15 protein-coding genes and 1 pseudogene are annotated in these 18,167 nt (G+C 52.2%); 12 read left to right on the top strand and 4 right to left on the bottom strand.

Translation table 11 applies throughout. The features are described 5' to 3' along the window. The first annotated feature begins 11 nt into the window (after nt 1-11). The 3 genes from arnT to arnF are packed head-to-tail and all read left to right on the top strand — an operon-like array spanning nt 12 to nt 2,352. Nucleotides 12-1,673: a lipid IV(A) 4-amino-4-deoxy-L-arabinosyltransferase gene (gene arnT / locus DEU53_RS10135; protein WP_110866933.1), complete on the top strand. Its 1,662-nt coding sequence runs from the start codon at nt 12-14 to the stop codon at nt 1,671-1,673. Beyond that, entirely contained in the window at nt 1,670-1,990 is a 321-nt protein-coding gene (arnE, locus tag DEU53_RS10130) for a 4-amino-4-deoxy-L-arabinose-phosphoundecaprenol flippase subunit ArnE (protein WP_101761459.1), read from the top strand. The genes arnT and arnE overlap by 4 nt, the downstream gene beginning before the upstream one ends. Then, the gene (arnF, locus tag DEU53_RS10125) at nt 1,987-2,352 is read left to right on the top strand and encodes a 4-amino-4-deoxy-L-arabinose-phosphoundecaprenol flippase subunit ArnF (RefSeq protein ID WP_110866932.1); all 366 of its coding nucleotides are present in this window, start codon (nt 1,987-1,989) and stop codon (nt 2,350-2,352) included. Before arnE ends, arnF begins: the two co-directional genes overlap by 4 nt. Before the next feature lie 59 nt (nt 2,353-2,411). On the opposite strand, the gene DEU53_RS10120 is transcribed toward arnF, so the two are convergent. Beyond that, on the bottom strand, nt 2,412-3,572 hold the full coding sequence (locus DEU53_RS10120) for an alpha-hydroxy acid oxidase (RefSeq protein ID WP_110866987.1): 1,161 nt from the start codon (nt 3,570-3,572) through the stop codon (nt 2,412-2,414). A gap of 369 nt (nt 3,573-3,941) precedes the next feature. Between DEU53_RS10120 and DEU53_RS10115 the strand changes: the two genes are divergently transcribed. Together DEU53_RS10115 and DEU53_RS22955 are read left to right on the top strand one after the other, a co-directional pair. Next, nucleotides 3,942-4,763 carry a hypothetical protein gene (locus tag DEU53_RS10115; RefSeq protein WP_110866931.1) on the top strand — a complete coding sequence of 274 codons (822 nt, stop codon included), beginning with the start codon at nt 3,942-3,944 and terminating at the stop codon, nt 4,761-4,763. A gap of 1 nt (nt 4,764) precedes the next feature. After that, nucleotides 4,765-6,531, top strand: a complete 1,767-nt coding sequence (locus DEU53_RS22955) for a helix-hairpin-helix domain-containing protein (RefSeq protein WP_146222853.1) — start codon at nt 4,765-4,767, stop codon at nt 6,529-6,531. Nucleotides 6,532-6,634: 103 nt separating this feature from the next. Here the strand turns inward: DEU53_RS22955 and DEU53_RS23170 are convergent. After that, a pseudogene (locus DEU53_RS23170) lies at nt 6,635-7,084 on the bottom strand (MFS transporter); the annotation flags it as partial. A 123-nt stretch (nt 7,085-7,207) separates the two neighbouring features. Between DEU53_RS23170 and DEU53_RS23165 the strand changes: the two are divergent. The 6 genes from DEU53_RS23165 to DEU53_RS10085 all read left to right on the top strand — a co-directional run bounded on the left by DEU53_RS23165 (nt 7,208) and on the right by DEU53_RS10085 (nt 14,733). Further along, nucleotides 7,208-8,299, top strand: a complete 1,092-nt coding sequence (locus DEU53_RS23165) for a hypothetical protein (RefSeq protein WP_233501717.1) — start codon at nt 7,208-7,210, stop codon at nt 8,297-8,299. Nucleotides 8,300-8,308: 9 nt separating this feature from the next. Beyond that, nucleotides 8,309-9,739, top strand: coding sequence for an autotransporter outer membrane beta-barrel domain-containing protein (locus tag DEU53_RS23160; protein WP_233501714.1), 1,431 nt, complete (start codon nt 8,309-8,311; stop codon nt 9,737-9,739). A gap of 234 nt (nt 9,740-9,973) precedes the next feature. Beyond that, nucleotides 9,974-11,410, top strand: a complete 1,437-nt coding sequence (locus DEU53_RS10100) for a sugar porter family MFS transporter (protein WP_110866930.1) — start codon at nt 9,974-9,976, stop codon at nt 11,408-11,410. A gap of 131 nt (nt 11,411-11,541) precedes the next feature. After that, the gene (locus tag DEU53_RS10095; protein WP_110866929.1) at nt 11,542-12,363 is read left to right on the top strand and encodes a TIM barrel protein; all 822 of its coding nucleotides are present in this window, start codon (nt 11,542-11,544) and stop codon (nt 12,361-12,363) included. 11 nt (nt 12,364-12,374) lie between these two features. After that, nucleotides 12,375-13,385, top strand: coding sequence for a Gfo/Idh/MocA family protein (locus DEU53_RS10090; RefSeq protein WP_110866928.1), 1,011 nt, complete (start codon nt 12,375-12,377; stop codon nt 13,383-13,385). A gap of 127 nt (nt 13,386-13,512) precedes the next feature. Further along, nucleotides 13,513-14,733, top strand: a complete 1,221-nt coding sequence (locus tag DEU53_RS10085) for an aromatic amino acid transporter (protein WP_110866927.1) — start codon at nt 13,513-13,515, stop codon at nt 14,731-14,733. A gap of 40 nt (nt 14,734-14,773) precedes the next feature. On the opposite strand, the gene otnK is transcribed toward DEU53_RS10085, so the two are convergent. Together otnK and DEU53_RS10075 are read right to left on the bottom strand one after the other, a co-directional pair. Beyond that, on the bottom strand, nt 14,774-16,054 hold the full coding sequence (gene otnK / locus DEU53_RS10080; RefSeq protein ID WP_110866926.1) for a 3-oxo-tetronate kinase: 1,281 nt from the start codon (nt 16,052-16,054) through the stop codon (nt 14,774-14,776). Next, nucleotides 16,048-16,713, bottom strand: a complete 666-nt coding sequence (locus tag DEU53_RS10075; protein ID WP_110866925.1) for an aspartate/glutamate racemase family protein — start codon at nt 16,711-16,713, stop codon at nt 16,048-16,050. Before DEU53_RS10075 ends, otnK begins: the two co-directional genes overlap by 7 nt. 205 nt (nt 16,714-16,918) lie before the next feature. Between DEU53_RS10075 and DEU53_RS10070 the strand changes: the two genes are divergently transcribed. Continuing rightward, nucleotides 16,919-18,166, top strand: coding sequence for an alpha-hydroxy acid oxidase (locus tag DEU53_RS10070; protein WP_008106273.1), 1,248 nt, complete (start codon nt 16,919-16,921; stop codon nt 18,164-18,166). Nucleotide 18,167: the final 1 nt, after the last annotated feature.

Raw genomic sequence — 18,167 nt, 5'->3', positions numbered from 1 at the left:
AGGAACCACGGATGCGTACAGGCACTAAAACCGCGTTACTTATCGCGCTCTTCGCGCTGTTTTACCTGATGCCAATTGAGTTCCGCGCCTTATGGCAGCCGGACGAAACCCGCTATGCCGAAATCAGCCGGGAAATGCTGTTTAGCGGCAATTGGGTGGTGCCGCATTTCTTCGATCTGCGCTACTTCGAGAAACCGATTGCCGGTTATTGGGTCAATAACCTCGGCCAGTTGCTGTTTGGTCACACCAACTTTGGCGTGCGCGCCGGATCGATTTTCAGCACCACGTTGAGCGCGGTATTGGTGTATTGGCTCGGCACGCAGATGTTCGCCAGCCGTAAAATCGCGCTGAGCGGCAGCATTATTTTTCTCACCTCGTTGCTGGTGTACGGCGTCGGAACCTACGCGGTGCTCGATCCGATCCTGATGCTGTGGCTGGTCGCGGCAATGTGCAGTTACTGGCTGGCGTCGCAGGCCAGTAGCACGCGGCAACGATTGATCGGATATGTGTTGCTGGGTGCGGCCTGCGCGATGGGATTTATGACCAAAGGTTTTCTCGCGCTGGCGGTACCGGTGCTGGCGATTCTGCCTTGGGCCATCTGGCAACGTCGCTTTGGCGAATTGCTGCGTTGGGGACCGCTGACGATGTTGGTCGCTGCGCTGCTCAGCACGCCGTGGGCGCTGGCGATTCATCAGCAGGAAGGCGATTTCTGGCATTACTTCTTCTGGGTTGAGCATATACAGCGTTTCGCCGAGTCGGACGCGCAGCATAAAGCGCCATTCTGGTACTACATTCCGGTGTTGCTGGCGGGCACTTTGCCGTGGCTGGCGCTGCTGCCGGGATCGCTGGTTGGTGCGTGGCGTCAGCGCAGCCAGCAAGCGGGTTCGATTTATCTGTTGAGCTGGGTGCTGTTACCGCTGCTGTTTTTCAGCATCGCTAAAGGCAAACTGCCGACCTACATTTTACCGTGCTTCGCGCCGCTGGCCTTGCTGATGGCGCATTACGCAAACAGCGGTTCGGCACAGGTGATTAAAGCGCTGAAGGTGAATGGTTGCATCAATCTGCTGTTCGGTTTGGTCATCACCATTGTGGTTTTAGTGGTGCTGGCACCCTGGGGCGTTGCGCATCGTCCGGTTTATAGCGGCGATGAAGGGATGGGCGTGCTCTGTGCGGCGCTCTCCTTTATAGGTTGGGCCGTGATGGGCTGGTTGAGCCGCAAGCCGGAGAAGGGTCGCTGGCAGTTAGCCGCGCTCTGTCCGCTGGCGCTGGCGTTACTGGTGGGATTTGCCATTCCTGACAAGGTGCGCGATTCAAAGCAGCCACAAAGTTTTGTTAGCGCGGTACACGATCAGCTGGCGGATAGCCGTTATCTGCTGGCAAACAATCCTGGCGTGGCATCAGCGGTGGCCTGGGAACTGCAGCGCAGCGACATCAATTTCTACGATGCCAAAGGTGAGTTGCAATATGGCCTGAGCTACCCGGATGCACAGTCACACTATATTGATGCGGATAACTTTGCCGACTGGCTGCGTATCCATCGTCGTCTGGGCAAGGTTTCGCTGGTGTTGATGCTGAATGCCAGCGACAGCACGCCGGATAAAAACCTACCGGAACCGGATGATGTCTATCGTCAGGGCCGCCTGGTTTACTACGGCTACGATGCGAAACCGTGAATCTGCTGCTGATTTTACTGGTGAGCGTGCTGAGCTGTGCCGCCCAGCTGTGTCAAAAGCAGGCGGCCCATCTCGGTATCAAAAAGGGGATTTCCTGGCTGGCGCTCAGCATCCTGCTGCTCGGTATCGGCATGCTGCTGTGGCTGGCGGTATTGCGCGTGGTGCCGGTGAGCGTGGCGTATCCGATGCTGAGTCTTAACTTTGTGTTGGTGGCGATCGCCGCGCGTCTGATCTGGCGCGAAACCTACAGCGTGCAGCAGTGGATCGGTACGCTGGCGATTGTTGCTGGCGTGGCGCTGATGGGAAGTCATCTATGAAAGGCGTGATGCTGGCGCTGTGCAGCGTGTTGCTGGTTTCGCTGGCGCAGCTGTTGCTGCGGTTGGCGATGCTGGATTTCCCGCCATTAAGGGAATTGCTGAGTGTGCAGCACTGGAAACCGCTGCTGCTGTTGGCGATGGGCCTCGGGGCGTATGCGCTGTCGATGCTGTGCTGGATGCTGGCGCTGCGCCAGCTGCCGCTTAACCGGCTCTATCCGCTGCTCAGTTTAAGTTATGTAGTGGTGTGGCTGGCCGCGATTTCCTTGCCGATTTTGGGCGAAACCTTCCGCTGGAGTAGCTTTGCCGGCGTGGTGCTGATTGTGTTTGGCTTGCTGCTGGTTTCGCTGCCGCGCCGCAGGTGAAGGGGTTTATTTATGCACATACCGTAGCGGCGCAATTCATTGCGCAGTAAATTGCGCCGCTACAGTATTTGCGCTCGAAGATGCTTCTCCCCTAAATCCGCCAGCGACGCCGCGCCTAACATACCTAAATCGCGGCTCACTTCGCTGGTAATCAAATCAATGGCTAAATTGACACCCGCTAAACCGCCCACCGCACAAGCATAATTAAACGGTCGCCCGACAAAACAGGCTTGCGCGCCCAGCGCGATGGCTTTGATGGCGTCGGTGCCGCGGCGAATCCCGCTATCAAACATCACCGTCATTTCACCGGCCGCTTCGACGATTTCCGGCAGCACATACAACGGTGGGATCACCGTATCCAGCTGTCGGCCGCCGTGATTGGAGACCACAATGCCGTCGATGCCGATGGCTTTACAGCGCAGCGCATCGTTGCGGCTGAGAATGCCTTTAATCACCATCGCGCCAGGCCAGCGCGCGCGGATATGCCCGATATGCTGCCAGGTTAAGTGGCTGCGACCGCTGAAATCCCGCACCGCGTTTTTCGAAAACAGCGGCGCGCCACGTTGCGCATTATTGTTCTCAAAATAGGGCATGCCGCTTTTCATCAGCGTCTTTAATAAGGTGCCGGTTAACCAGCGCGGATGCGTAATGCCTTGCCACGCCAGACGCAGGCTGGGACGGAACGGCGTGGCAAATCCGGCGCGCACGTTGTTTTCCCGATTGGCTTTAACTGGCGTATCGACGGTGATCACCAGCACCGGGATGGCGGCACGCTTCACGCGATCGATCAGCGCATCAATCTCCTCCAGCGTTTTCGGCAGATACGCCTGGAACCACATATCAGGATTCACCTGCGCCACATCTTCCAGCCGCGTCAGCGAAGAGCCGCTCATGATAAACGGCACCTTCTTCTCCATCGCCGCGCGGGCCAGCGTGCAATCGCCGTCAAACCCGGTTAACGCCGAGATGCCCATTGGCGCGATGCCAACCGGTGCCGCGTAGCGCTGGCCAAACAGCTCAACTGCAATGCTGCGCTGCGACACATCCACCATGTTTTCCGGGATCAAGTTGTAGCGTGCATAAGACGCCAGCGTGTTGCGCAGTGCGATATTGTCCTCGACGCCGCCAGAGACGTAGGCGAACAGCGGATGCGGCAGATAACGTTGGGCGTACTTCTCGAAGTCGTTCAGTGACAGGCAACGCGACTGCATATTGCGCATGAAGATAGCGATCCGATTAGGCGGGAGGTGCAGGAAAATGATGAAAATCAAGGATATTGCATTAGCGGGATTTTACAAATTCTTAAACCAGCAATACTTTTGTGATTAATGCATAAACCTAGTACTTTCAATAGATGCGATGTGCGTCTCGTATATCTTGTCTTCAAAACAATAAATTTTGATAGATTAAAACAGCCCCATACTCAAATAAAAAAGCTTTCAAATTCATAAGAAAATCAATAAAATCAAAATGACGTGCGATGTTTCATACATAAGGCTATTAACATTCGAAATGAATGTTGATTGAAAAGTTGAAATTTAATCCTCGCATAATTAGCTCACATAACAGCCTCATTGTTAAGGAAACCAATGATAACCATACGCCCTGCTTGGAATATAGAAGCCACTATAGAAAATGATGCTGATTCGCCTCAGAGTCAACTCATAGGTATTCAAATTCAAGCGACACAAATCTTGAGTCTGTGTCATGAAATTGCTGAAAACATTTTAGAGAAAGACTATGTAAGTGAAGTGCATTTTCTTCTCCGCAGCGGTAACAATGATTTAGTAGCTGGATGTGAGCTAGCAAGAGCTGGATATTTAAAACAAGCTTATTCATTGTGGAGGTCGTGGTTCGAACAGGCAATGTTTACTTTATATTTTCTTGAAGCACCGATTCATAGGGCTGCATGGAAAGTATCTTTGAAAGTTGAGCTAAGTGATAATCCAAAGTACAGATTAATGTTGCACCAACTTTTAAATGAGTCTAGCGAAAAACATCCATTTTCTCTTGTTTACAATGAAAGATATGAGAGCTTAATCTCTGCTATTAAAGCAACACCTCCTGATCAGTTAAATATTAGTAAGCTTGCGCGTCCTATATCTCGAGCCAATAAAATTTTGACATTATTTAGTCAGGGAGTACATGGTACATTCCAACCAAAACAACCAAAAAATTTAGAAGATTGCTCAGAATTAATTGCTAATCATTGCCTTACTCCTCTCAAAGAAGCTCTGGATACAGTTGTTCTTTTTTGGGCGCTTTTCCTAACAAGTGAGGTAAGTCTACCGCATCAGGTTCTAATAGATATGAAAGAAGGGAAAGCCACAATCGAAGATATTCAAAAACTTGGATTGGAGTCTTCGGAAAGCATATTAAATATAAGCGCTCTTCTAAAAGAGGTAAAGTAAAATGGCAGATTATACGTTACAACTCCAAGCCGACAATATACCTAATGAACTTATTGAGCAATTACTTGTGGTTGGGCCATGGAAGCCGATTTTGTCCAGGATGTATACTGGGGAAAACTTACTAATAGAAGGTTGTAGGGGCGCAGGTAAAACAATGCTAATGCGCTCCGCTAGCTTATATTTGAGAAATGCTTATAGTCAAGGAGGTAAAGTTCTTGGCGTACATACTACTTTCAAAAGGTATTTAGCAACTTTACCACCTCCTAACTTACAGGATGGTAATAATTATGAGTTATCTTATTTTAGAGCTTGGATAAATGCTCGTATTTTGAGTGCAGTGAAGGATACTGTTTCCTCAATTTCTTCAGATAGCATAAAAAAAATACCTGAGTTAGATAATATTAACTGGAGTGTTATTGTTAGCGCACTTGAAACGACTTATCGCGGCGATGTTGATGTTAATAGCATTTTAATTAAAGAAAATATACCTTCCCAAACACTATACTTACTTCAGGGCTACACATACACGTCCGAGATACTTAAATCCGTAGTCGATAAACTAAATTTAGATCTTCTAATTCTATTCTTAGATGATGCTGCCCATGCTCTTGATACTCGTGCTCAGGGAGCTTTTTTTACAGCCATTAAGTCTCTATACGACCCTAAGTTAGCTTTTAAGATATCCGTTTATCCTGCAGTAACTAGATATGGTTTAGATTTTGCTTATGGGCATGATGCTGTCGTTATACCTATTGGTGACACCCCTAAAACTGAAACTATCGATGTATTTATTGAGTTACTTGAGAAAAGAAGTGAGGTTGCTGATTCTGATGAAAGTAGAGGTATTTTCCATCAATTATTGAGCAACAATGAATGGATTAAATTACTGGCCTATTGTGCAAATGGTAATCCTCGTGGTTTACTTCGTCTAGTTGCGCAAATACAAACAACTTTGGGCTCTAAACAACCTGAAGAAATGAGATTTGAAGATGTCAGAATTGCTATTACAACAGTAATAGATAAACATCTCGATAACATGGTTCCTGGAGTTATAAAAGATTTAGATCCTAGGTTATTAAAAGCAGCTGAATATCTTTTACATGAGTTCAGACAGAAAATATCTGATAAGCCTGGTCCATATGAGTCTGGAAAACCACGCGGATATTTAGCTGTCACCAATTCAATGCAAGTACCTTATCTATGTCAGGCAGCCTTAAAGCTTTTAGTTGCAGCTAACGTTTTAATTCCTGAGGGGCCAGCCAGACTAAGTAAACGAGAAACGGGAACACTATTTTTACTACATCCGGGATTCATGTTTAGGGATAATGTAATAGGTGTTAATTTTAGAGGAACATTAAAAGCCTCTGATTGGTTATCATTTTTCTCAGGATTATCAAGCAGAATTCATGCGGAAGTAACAAAAAGCGCTGAGCTTTGGCAAGAAATTGTAGGAGATATATCATCTGAGCCATTATTTGAATGCTTTAATGGACATCCAATAAATATACCTTCTGAAAAATGTTCTGTTTGCGGAGAGAAAGGCGTAGAAAGATCTCCGGTTCAGGTTCTGCTGGATAAAGATATTAGTGTTTTGGATTTATCAGATGCAATTAAAGAGCGATTGTATAAAAATGGCTTTACTACCGTAAGAATGTTATTTGAATGCACTAACGAAGAACTTGATAGAGTCGAATACATCGGTGAAAAACGAGTATCTCAAATTAAGAGTGCAGTTAGTTTGGCTGTAGACGAATTTGTTGCAGGCTGACCATTAATTTAAGAAAATCAGTTACAACTATAAACCTGTCATTTTTATTGACAGGTTTATAGTTAGACTCATAATCTATTATTTTTATTAACAATTTTAAATGTCGCCAATGATGATATTCGCCGTTGCGGCGACTTGGCGCAATTTCGGGCAACCGAAATAAATCAATGACCGAAATAATCCCCAGCACCGCAACATAAAGCGCTAATCCATACCAATGTCCGTCGGTCATTTGCAGAATTTTTACCGCCGCCAAAACCCCAGCACTCCGCTGCCAATCAACGAGCCGACCTGCCAAATTATCGCGATGCCGCTGCAACGAATATGGGTGGGGAATAGCTCCGGGAACCATGAAGCTTGCGGTGCGCAACACATGCTGTGGCCGAGTGTTAGCGCGACTATCAAAGGCGATCTACGTCAGCCAGTAGCTGTTTTGCTGCAGGGCGAGTAAGAACGGTACAATAGCGACAATGCTCAGGATCGCGTCCATCAGATAGACTGGTCTGCGGCCAATTTTATCCGATAGCGCCCCCATTAACGGAGCAGCGGTAACGGTTCCCGCATTGAGAACCAAAGCAATATTGAACTCACCGGCAACAACGATGTTGGTGCCCGACTTTACTACGGCGGCAACCTTATCAATCGCGGCACGATTCACGTCACCAACGGTGTGGGCGTGGATGTCAGCAACGGCTACGGCCAATACATGCAGATGAGCTGCCAGTTACAAGTGGATAACGGTAGCGCGTTACGCGTCAGCAATGGCGGTGTGCTGAACATTGTGGGTGATGGCGCCGACGATTATTTCAACTACACCAGCACAACCTACGCCGGTAACAGTGCGGATACCGTTTTTATCGATCACGGCGCGAGCGGTTTTATCGCCGATCACGTGGTACTCAGCGCTTATAAAGGCAACGTGATCAATAACCGCGCGGAAACCAGCAATATTTCCCTTAACCGGGCACGACTTGAGATCAATGGTGGCAACGCGATACGTTCAGCCACCTCGTTTGATCCTACTGGCAGCGCCTATATTGGCGTCTCTGAAGGTGTGGGTTATCTGTTTGAAAATGAAGATGGTTCGACCACCAGTAACGATCTGCTGATTGGTCCCAATTACTACTTCTTTATCACCGGTTCCAACAGCACCGGCGTTCGCGCTAATACCACTGGCCGCGTGATCAACGAAGGTACGCTGGCGGTGTATAACGTGGACGGAATGACCGGTGGTTCCGCCATCGTTACCAGCACGGCCAGCGAAGTGATTAACCGTGGCGGCATCGTCTCGCTGAGTACCGTTTCGCCGATCATTGATCTGCGCGGCGGGCAAACGGTGTTTATCAATGAAGGCAATATCAGCGCACCGTTCCCGGAAACCGTGATCGTGGCGGGCGGGGCGAGTAACGACCAGTTTGCCTTGCTGTCGGGCAGTGTGGTCGGTGACGTTAACACCGGTAACGGCAATGACACGCTGCAACTCTCTGGCGGCACTATTGACGGCAGTTTGACGATGGGCAGCGGAAACAATCAGACGCTGGTTGAGAATGTCAGCCTGGCTAACACGCGCCACATCACCACCGACAACGGCGCGGGCAGCACGCTCAGCTTCAACGACATCAATGCGCGCGGCGCTTCGCTGGCAGCAGACGATCTCAGCAAAGGCACCAACCTTGGCGGCGGCTGGAGCACCATCAACTTCTACAACACGCAATGGACGCTGACCGATAACCTCAAGCTGGCGCACAGCACCATCAACATCGATTAGGCATCGACGTTGTTCGCGGGTGATGGCGTCAATCCGCTGCTGAGCGGCGCGACTGATGGCTCTCTGGTGGTGAATAACGCCGGCACGCTGGATCTCACCAACGGTAGCAGCGCGCCGGGCAATACGCTCACCATCGATGGCGATCTGGTTTCCACCGGCGGTCACGTGAAACTCAATACGCCAATTGTCGCCAACCGCACCAGCGATAGCCTGCGCGTCAACGGCAACACCAGCGACACCACGCTGCTCGACGTCACGCCGCTCGCCGGTAGCGCGGCGATCATCACGCCGAATCAAGGCATCTCGCTGGCGCAGGTCACCGGCAGCGCCAGCGCGAACAGTTTTGCGCTGAGCAACGGCTATGTGGCGAGCGGTCCGTGGCAATACGGCCTGTACGCCACGCAAAACACCGCGGTGTGGGATTACCGTCTGGCGAACAATGTGGTGACGGATGCGGCGGGCAATGTGGTGCGGCCGAAGGTGACGCCGCAGATGCCTTCTTATATCTCCGCGCCGGTTGGGTTGGCCTACTACAACATGGCGGTGATGAACGATCTGCATAAGCGTTTGGGTGAACTGCGCGCCGATGACAGCAGCGGCAGCGGTGAGATGTTTATTCGTTATCTGGGTTCCAATCTGAAGTACAAAACCAATCGCGATCTCGGCCAGTACGGCTATGACTTTGACCTCGATTACAGCGCCGTGCAGCTCGGCGGCAATCTGTTGCATCTGCAGGGCACCAGCGACAGCCTGCGCGCGGGCCTGGCTTACACGCGCGGTAACGCACGTATTCGCCCGGACGCGTCGGACGGCTACAGCTCAACCAGCTTCGATAACGATACCTTGTCGCTCTACGCAACCTGGCTGCGCGACAGCGGTTTTTATCTTGATGGCGCGCTGTCATTTGACTGGCATCGCGGCGACACCGATATCGCGCGGCAGAAAGAGGTGGGCAAGCTGAAGGGCAACGGTTGGGGTGCCTCGCTGGAAACCGGTTATCCGTGGCAGTTTGCCAACGGTGTACGCATCGAACCGCAGGCGCAGCTGATGTATTTGCAGCTGAATATGGATGATGTGGTCGATCGGGATAACACCCGCTTTAGCTGGGGCAATTACGATCAAACCATCGGCCGCGTGGGTGCGCGTCTCGATCGCACCTGGCAGGATCAGGCGGGGCAGCAATATACGCCGTATCTGCGCACCAGCTATACGCGCGGTTGGGGCGGACCGGCGACCACCCGCGCCAGCGCTAACGGATCGCCGGAGAGCGTGAATTTCGATAGCGGTAAATTTGGCCAGATGTGGGATGTCGGCATTGGCGGCACCGCAACGCTGAAGCGTGATGTTTCGTTGTACGCCGAAGCGGATTATCGTCAGGAAATAGACGGTAATGGCACCAAAGGCTGGCGTTATAATGCCGGCGTACGCTGGATGTTTTAATTCCTATGGTCGCCATTAATGGCGACCTTTTTTTATTTACCCCCTCAAATCCGTCCCTAAATAAACACTTTTCCCTGATGTAATTCCATCAAAATAAAAATCAAAAAATGCTTGAACTCACATTTCGGAAAGCAAATTCCAAATAAAAATTAACATGAAATAAAAACACCGTTAGCGTGAGCGCTCTGTTTTGTTCTGCCGTATTTCCTTAATTGTTTTTCACCAGGAGGTATTATGGAAAGAGAACTTTATATATCCACCAACACCGCTTCCGGTCCCAATAGCACCACGCGCACCGAGCCATTTGTTAAAATTATTGCGCTGGTCGCCACGCTAGGTGGATTGCTGTTCGGCTACGATACCGGTGTAGTATCGGGCGCTTTACTCTTTATGCGTGACGATCTACAGCTCACGCCTTTTACCACCGGGTTAGTCACCAGTTCACTGCTGTTTGGCGCCGCTTTTGGCGCGCTGCTCGCCGGTCATTTCGCGGACGCGCTGGGACGCCGCAAGATCATCATTTCTCTGGCCTTTATTTTTGCCCTTGGCGCCATCGGTTCGGCCTTCGCGCCGGATGTCATCTCAATGATTGCTTCACGTCTGTTCCTCGGTATCGCCGTCGGTGGCGCAGCGGCCACGGTGCCGGTGTATATCGCGGAAATTGCCCCGGCGAACAAGCGCGGTCAACTGGTGACCTTGCAGGAGCTGATGATTGTTTCAGGTCAGTTGCTGGCGTACGTGTCCAACGCCACTTTCAATGAAATCTGGGGTGGAGAACACACGTGGCGCTGGATGATCGCTATCTCAACTGTGCCCGCAGTATTGCTGTGGTTGGGCATGATCTTTATGCCGGAAAGCCCGCGCTGGCATGTAATGCGCGGTAATAGCCAGCAAGCACGCAAAGTACTGGAGAAAACCCGCGCGGCCGATGACGTCGAATGGGAGCTGGAAGAGATAGAAGAAACCATCGAAGAGAACCGGCAACAGGGCAAAGGCCGCCTGCGCGATTTGCGTACGCCGTGGCTGCGCAAAGTGTTCCTGCTTGGTATCGGCATCGCGGCGATTCAGCAGCTGACCGGCGTCAACACCATCATGTATTACGCGCCTACCATGCTGACGGCAACCGGCTTGAGCAACGATGCCGCGCTGTTCGCCACCATCGCCAACGGCGTGATTTCGGTGCTGATGACGCTGATCGGTATCTGGATGATCGGCAAAATCGGCCGTCGTCCGCTGGTACTGGTTGGTCAGATGGGCTGCACCGCGTGCCTGTTTTTTATCGCCGCGGTGTGTTTCTTCATGCCGGAATATCACCCGGCAGGCGACGTCAATCTGCTGCGCGCCTATCTGGTGCTGGCGGGCATGCTGATGTTTCTGTGCTTCCAGCAAGGCGCGTTGTCGCCGGTTACCTGGCTATTACTTTCCGAGATCTTTCCAGCGCGGATGCGCGGTATTTGCATGGGCGGCGCGGTATTTGCGTTGTGGATGGCCAACTTCGCCATTTCCATGGCGTTCCCGTTGCTGTTGGCGGCATTTGGTCTGGCCGGTGCCTTCTTAACCTTTGCCGTGATTGGTATTGGGGGATCGATGTTCGTGTTGCGCACCATACCGGAAACCAAAGGACGCAGCCTGGAACAGGTCGAGCACTATTTCCATGAGTTGTACAAATGATGTTGCATTGATGTAAATCAATCAAGGTTCTGGCAGAGCAGCAAAACAACATCGCTTACTATCGCAAGATATCGACGCGACATGACAAAACAGAAGCTAATAAATATTACTCTTTCAGGATAGAACACACCATGACCTACAAAATAAGCCATGACCGACTCTGCGTTAATCGTAAAATCGCGCCTAATCTTAGTCTCAAGCGTTTTTTCTCGCTGGTTGAAAAGCTGGGGTTAAATAAAGTCGAAATCCGCAATGATATGAAAAGTGGTAGCGTGACCGATAATTTAACAGGCGAAGAAGTTCGCCATCTCGCGACGCAGCATGCTTTTACCATTGAAACTATTAATGCGGTTTATCCGTTTAACCAATTAAGCGATGACGTGCTGGAGAAAACGCGCGCTTTATTAAAAGACGCGCGTGCCACCGGTGCGAAAGCGTTAGTCCTTTGCCCACTGAATGACGGCACCGTTATTTCCCAGCAGCAAACCGTCGATGCGTTAAAAACGCTGGCGCCACTGTTTGCCGAATATGGCATTGCCGGTCTGGTGGAGCCGCTCGGTTTCCCGCAAAGCTCGCTGCGTTCAGCGGCTCTGGCACAGCAGCTGATCAAACAAGCCGGCGCGCCGTTCAAAATCGTATTGGATACCTTTCACCATCATTTGTACGAAGGGGCTGAACAAGACTTTGCTGGCGGCGTCGACGTCAACAATATCGGGCTGGTGCATTTGTCCGGCGTGACCGACGCGCGCCCAACGCATCAGTTAACCGACGAAGAGCGCATCATGTTAAGCGCCGACGATGTGCTGAAATCGAAACAACAAGTGCAGCGTCTGGAAGAGATGGGCTATCGCGGCATTTACGCTTTCGAACCGTTTTCGTCGGTGATGGATAACTGGAGCGAAGAACAAATTGCTCGTGAAATCCACTCCAGCATTGCTTACCTGAATAACTAAGGAACACTTCCATGACGCTCAATATCGGTGTAATTGGCACGGGCGCGATCGGTCGCGAACACATTCGTCGTTGTAGCCAGGTACTGCAACATTCGCGTGTAGTGGCGCTGAATGACATCAACCGCAGCAACTGCGAGCAGATCATCCACGATTTCGGCATTCAGGCGGAGATTTACGACAACGCACATGATCTGATTAACGCGCCAGAGGTGCAGGCGATTCTGGTCACCTCGTGGGGCCCAACCCATGAAGAGTTTGTGCTGGCAGCGATCAAAGCCGGCAAGGCGGTGTTCTGCGAAAAGCCGCTGGCGGTCACCGCGCAGGGTTGTATGAACATCGTGGAAGCGGAAATCGCCGCCGGTAAGAAGCTGGTGCAGGTCGGCTTTATGCGTCCTTACGACGCGGGCTACCGCGCGCTGAAAGCGGTGATTGAGAAGGGTGACATCGGCGAACCGCTGATGCTGCACTGCGCGCATCGCAATCCCGAAGTCGGCGATTCCTACACTACTGATATGGCGATCACCGATACGCTGATTCATGAGCTCGATGTGCTGCGCTGGTTGCTGAAAGATGATTACGTCAGTGCGCAGGTGATCTACCCGCGCTCAACCAGTAAAGCCGCTTCGCATCTGAAAGATCCGCAAATCGTGCTGCTGGAAACCGCCAAAGGCGTGCGCATCGACGTCGAAATCTTCGTGAACTGCACATACGGCTACGATATTCAGTGTGAAGTGGTCGGCGAAAGCGGTATTGCGCGCCTGCCTGAACCGATGTCGGTACAGACGCGCAGCGCGGCCAAACTCTCCACCAGCATTCTTACCGACTGGAAAAAGCGTTTCATCGATGCCTATGACGTGGAGTTGCAGGACTTCATCAATAACGTGTTGTCGGGTGAAATGACCGGCCCGTCTGCGTGGGATGGCTACGCTGCGGCGGTTGCTGCCGATGCCTGTGTTGCGGCGCAAAAATCCGGAGACATCGTACCGGTCACTATGCCAGTGAAACCGGCGTTTTATAACTAAGTTGTTTTCCCTTCCTTAAACGCGCGTCAGGTTTAACTGGCGCGCGTATTATCGCGTATCACACTCTCTTCTCAGCGTTTTCCCGTGTATCATCGCCGCCTTTAAGATGTTTTGTAGGGAATAAGTGATGACGGAGATGACATTGTCCCGCCGCCAGCCTTCCGTATGGTGGGGCGCGATGATTATTTGCGGCACCGTGGTGGGCGCAGGGATGTTTACGCTGCCGGTGGTGATGGCGGGCGCGTGGTTTGGCTGGGCGATGATGTTACTGCTGATCAGCTGGGGCGGCATGTTGCTGTCCGGCTTGTTGTTTATGCGCGTCAGCCTCACGTATCCGCCGGGCGCGGGTTACAACACTTTAACCAAAGATTTGCTTGGACGCGGCTGGGCGGCGCTGAACGGCCTCAGCATCTTATTCGTCCTTGGCATCCTGACATACGCCTACATTTCAGCCAGCGGTCCGGTCTATCAGCACTCAATCAGTCAGTTGGGATTACCGATCTCAACTGCAGAAGCCAAGGTGTTACTGACGCTGTGCGTCGCCGTCGTCGTTTGGCTCGGTACGACGGGCGTCAGTCGCTTGATGACCTTCTGCGTGCTGGCGAAAATTCTGCTGTTGATCGTGCTGTTTGGCGGACTTCTGACACAGGTGAACGTGCCGTCGTTACTGAGCGGACCCGCAGCCGGTGAACGTTACTGGCCTTATGCACTCGGCGTGCTGCCGTTTTGTCTCGCTTCGTTTGGTTACCACGGCAACATCACCGGTCTGGTGAGTTATTACGGCGGTAATAAGCAAAACATCACGCGCGCTTTGGTGTTGGGAACGCTGCTGTCGCTGGCGTTGTATCTGTTTTGGCTAACCAGCACCATGGGAAATCTACCGCGCGACGCGTTTCCTGAGATTGTGAAGCAGGGCGGCGACATCGCTGCGCTGATGGCGGCGCTGCGTGCGCATCTGCACGTCAATGCGCTGGCGCTGATGATGTCGATCTTCTCGCATTTCGCCGTGATTGCCTCATTCCTTGGCGTCACCGCCGGTCTGTTTGATTTCATCGCCGATCGTCTGGGATTCGGGAATTCATCCGTCGCACGCCTGAAAACCGCCAGCCTGACTTTCCTGCCGCCGTTACTTGCCTCGATTTGGTGGCCGAATGGCTTTGTCGCCGCGATTGGTTTTGCCGGACTGTTTGCCACCTTGTGGGCGGTCATCATCCCCGCGCTGTTGGCATGGAAATCTCAGCAACGCTGTTCGCTGGCGGTGGCCTTTCTGTTGATGTTTGGCGCGATGAATATATTGGCCTGGCTGTTGAGCTGGTTTGGGGTGTTACCGGAATTTGGTGGCCGTTAGAGTGAGAAGAAGACAACGTCAGCGCGACGTTGTCTTCAATTTAATGCGTAGAACCGGCTAATACGTTAAGGGCATGCGAGAAGAAGTCGCGCCGACCAAAATTCCCCGATTTAAGCGCCAGCGCCAGCGGCCGCTCGCCCTGAGCAAACAGGGCGGGCACGCCAGGATCGATTTCACTTCCAACCTGCAGCGAACCCAAATTTAACGCGCTGACCACCGCGCCCGAAGTTTCTCCGCCGCCAACCACTAAACGCTGAATGCCCGCTTCAAGCACCAACTTGCGTGCCGTATCGCCAAATAAGCGATCAAGGCGTTGCGAGATGTTGTGTTGGCCAAACTGCTGCTGCGCTTGCTTCACTACTGCCGGATCGCCTGAGGAATAGATCAGCGGACAACGTTCCTGATGGGTGAGGATGAAGTCCACGAGATCGTCAGCATCAATACGTTCCGCCATCACATCCTCAATCTCAATGGCCAGCACCGCATGCTGTTTTTGGTGTTCCTCTATTTGTCCGCGCGTCGCACCTGAACAACTGCCAACTAAAATGGCGCTGGAACCTTTAATGGCAGGAAACTTACTGTTATTACCTTGTGCTTTACCGGCGCTGATAAAGTTGTGCGGCAGGGCAAGCGCGATGCCCGATCCACCACTGATCAACTTCTCTCCTGCAGCGGCGATGCCGATCAGCGTTAAATCGTGATCGCTGAGGGCATCCACCACCACCAATTGCGTTTCCTCATCTGTTTGGTCTTGCAGTATCTCGCGCAGTGCTTCACTGCCTCGCACCACTTGCTGCCAGCCAATGTGGCTGACGCGCGTTTTCGCCTGGCGCGCCAGCAAACGGCGGATGTCCGCATCCTTCATTGGCGTCAGAGGATGATGCTCCATGCCTGATTCATTCAGCGGACGGTCATGCACAAACAAATTGCCCTGATAAAGCGTACGGCCCATCGCGGGAAATGCCGGGCAGACAATCACATTGCGCGCCGCTAATCGCTGAGCCAGCGCATCGAGTACCGGACCAATGTTGCCGGCATCGGTCGAGTCGAAGGTCGAGCAATATTTAAACACGATCTGCGCACAGCCTTGCTGCAACAGCCATTCACAAGCAGCCAGCGATTGTTGAACGGCTTCCTGTGCTGGCAAAGAGCGTGATTTCAAAGCAATGACGCCTGCTTCCACCTGTTCCTCGGCAGGCTGTTGCGGTACGCCAAGATATTGCGTCGTGCGCAATCCGCCTTCGCCCTCCAATCCTTTCGACAGCGTGACGGCGATATCGCTGGCACCGGTAAAATCATCGGCGATGACCCCAATCAGCATGATGAGCCTCCAATCGCTAACTGCATTTTTTTTACCGCGGCATGCGGTGCCGTTAACACCGGAATCGAGACTTTTTCACGCACGGCGTCGGCGGCGCGCGAGGTGGAGAAGTGAGCCAGCATAATTACATCGCAGTGACTTAACTGCGGCGCGAACTCTGCGACCAGACGATTGTGGCTGGCGACATCGCCTTTACGCAGCAGGTCGATGGCATCCGGAACCAGCACGCTTTCCAGCGTTGCGGATGAACCAATTTGTTCGGCATAGTGATAAAACTCATCGCACATCGTCACTAATGACGGGCCAAAGGTCGCCAGCATGCCGATACGTTCGCCTTGCTGCAGTGCAGCCTCGAACATCGCTTCATTCGGTTTCAGCACCGGCACCGGCAAAGCCGCAGAGAGTTCATCAATCGCCGGGCCAAAAGCTGAGCAGGTCACCAGAATACCTTGCGCATTCATCGCATAACCGTAGCGGCCAAAAGCAACAAAGCGATCAATCAACTGGCGCGAAAGCTGTTCCTCTTTAGCGCGATCCAGCGTCAAACCATCATCCAGCAAATTCACCACTTCAGCCTCTGGCCAAAGATCGTTAAAGGCTTCCTGAATAGGGGGCATCGCCACCGGCGTGGCATGCAGTAAAACTATGCGTTGGCTCATCATTTTCTCCGACACTAGCGATACACAAGTGAATTACAGCACACCATACCTGAGGCAAAATGAAAATGTAAGGGCTTACATTTGTCTTCATAAGGTGATGCTCGTCACACAAAAAAACTGCGTATCTGTCAGGATAGAAATGAATGCATTCGTCTGAATGCCTATTTTGAAATCGCTTACTTTTAGCTAACCCTGAGAACGCACTATGACCATTCGTGGAGAAACCACCGCAATTAACGTTAACGTGACACCCGAAGCGCAGGTGCGCCCTGCGAATACGGTGCCACGCCATTTTCGTGATTTACTGGCGCTGGAAGATTTTGAACGCCATGCGCGTAAGCGGTTACCTAATATGATTTATCAATATGTAAAAGGCGGCGTGGAAACCGGCAGAGGACTTGCTGCCGCGCATGAAGCTTATCAGCAATATGTCTTTGTACCGCGTATGTTCCGCGATGTTTCGGGCCGCGATCAGCGGGTGAATTTATTGGGCCATGACTGGGCGCATCCCTTCGGTGTGGCTCCGCTTGGTGGCGCGTCGTTTGTCAGCTATCGCGCGGACTTAATGCTGGCGAAAGCCGCACGGGCCATGAATGTGCCGATGATCCTGAGCGCCTCATCGCTGATTCCGCTGGAAGAGGTGATCGCCGCTAATCCGGACGCCTGGTTTCAGGCCTATCTGGCGGGCGATCAACCGCGCATCGATCGATTAGTCGATCGCGTTGAACACGCAGGCTATAAAACGCTGGTGGTGACCGGTGATACGCCGATGCTGGGTAATCGTGAACACAATACCCGCAGCGGCTTCAGCATGCCGATAAAAATCACGCCGAAAGTGATGTGGCAAAGCGCCATGAGTCCGCGCTGGCTGCTGGGCACGGTGGCGCAAACCTTCCTGCGTCATGGTGCGCCGCACTTCGAAAATACCGATGCTGAACGCGGCCCGCCGATGATGTCGAGCAAAGTGCGTAACACCAATGCACGCGACAAACTGAGCTGGAAGCACGTTGAAGCGATCCGTAAAAAATGGAAAGGCAATCTGGTAATTAAAGGGCTGATGTCGCCGGATGATGCCTTCATCGCGCGTGATCTTGGCGCCGATGCGGTGATTCTCTCCAACCACGGCGGCCGTCAGCTGGATCACACGGTGCCACCGCTGCATACGCTCGCTGAAATCGCGGCGGCGAAGGGCAATATGAAGGTGATTATTGATAGCGGCATCCGTCGCGGCACCGATGTTATGAAAGCCATGGCGCTGGGCGCGGACTTCGTATTTCTTGGTCGTCCATTCCTGTATGGCGCGGTGATTGGCGCTCAGGCGGGCGTTGAACATGCCATGCATATCCTGCGGGATGAAATCGATCGCGATTTAGCGCTGATTGGCGTGACACGGCCTGAGCAACTTAATGCTGCGCTGCTGCGTCGCGCACCCTTTTTCGCACGCGAGGATTAAT

Source organism: Pantoea sp. AG1095, assembly GCF_003208415.1.
In the GTDB taxonomy this organism is placed as follows: Bacteria; Pseudomonadota; Gammaproteobacteria; order Enterobacterales; family Enterobacteriaceae; genus Pantoea; species Pantoea leporis.
The sequence above is the reverse complement of the archived record's forward strand: the minus strand, read 5'-3'. Positions and strand labels throughout refer to the sequence as shown.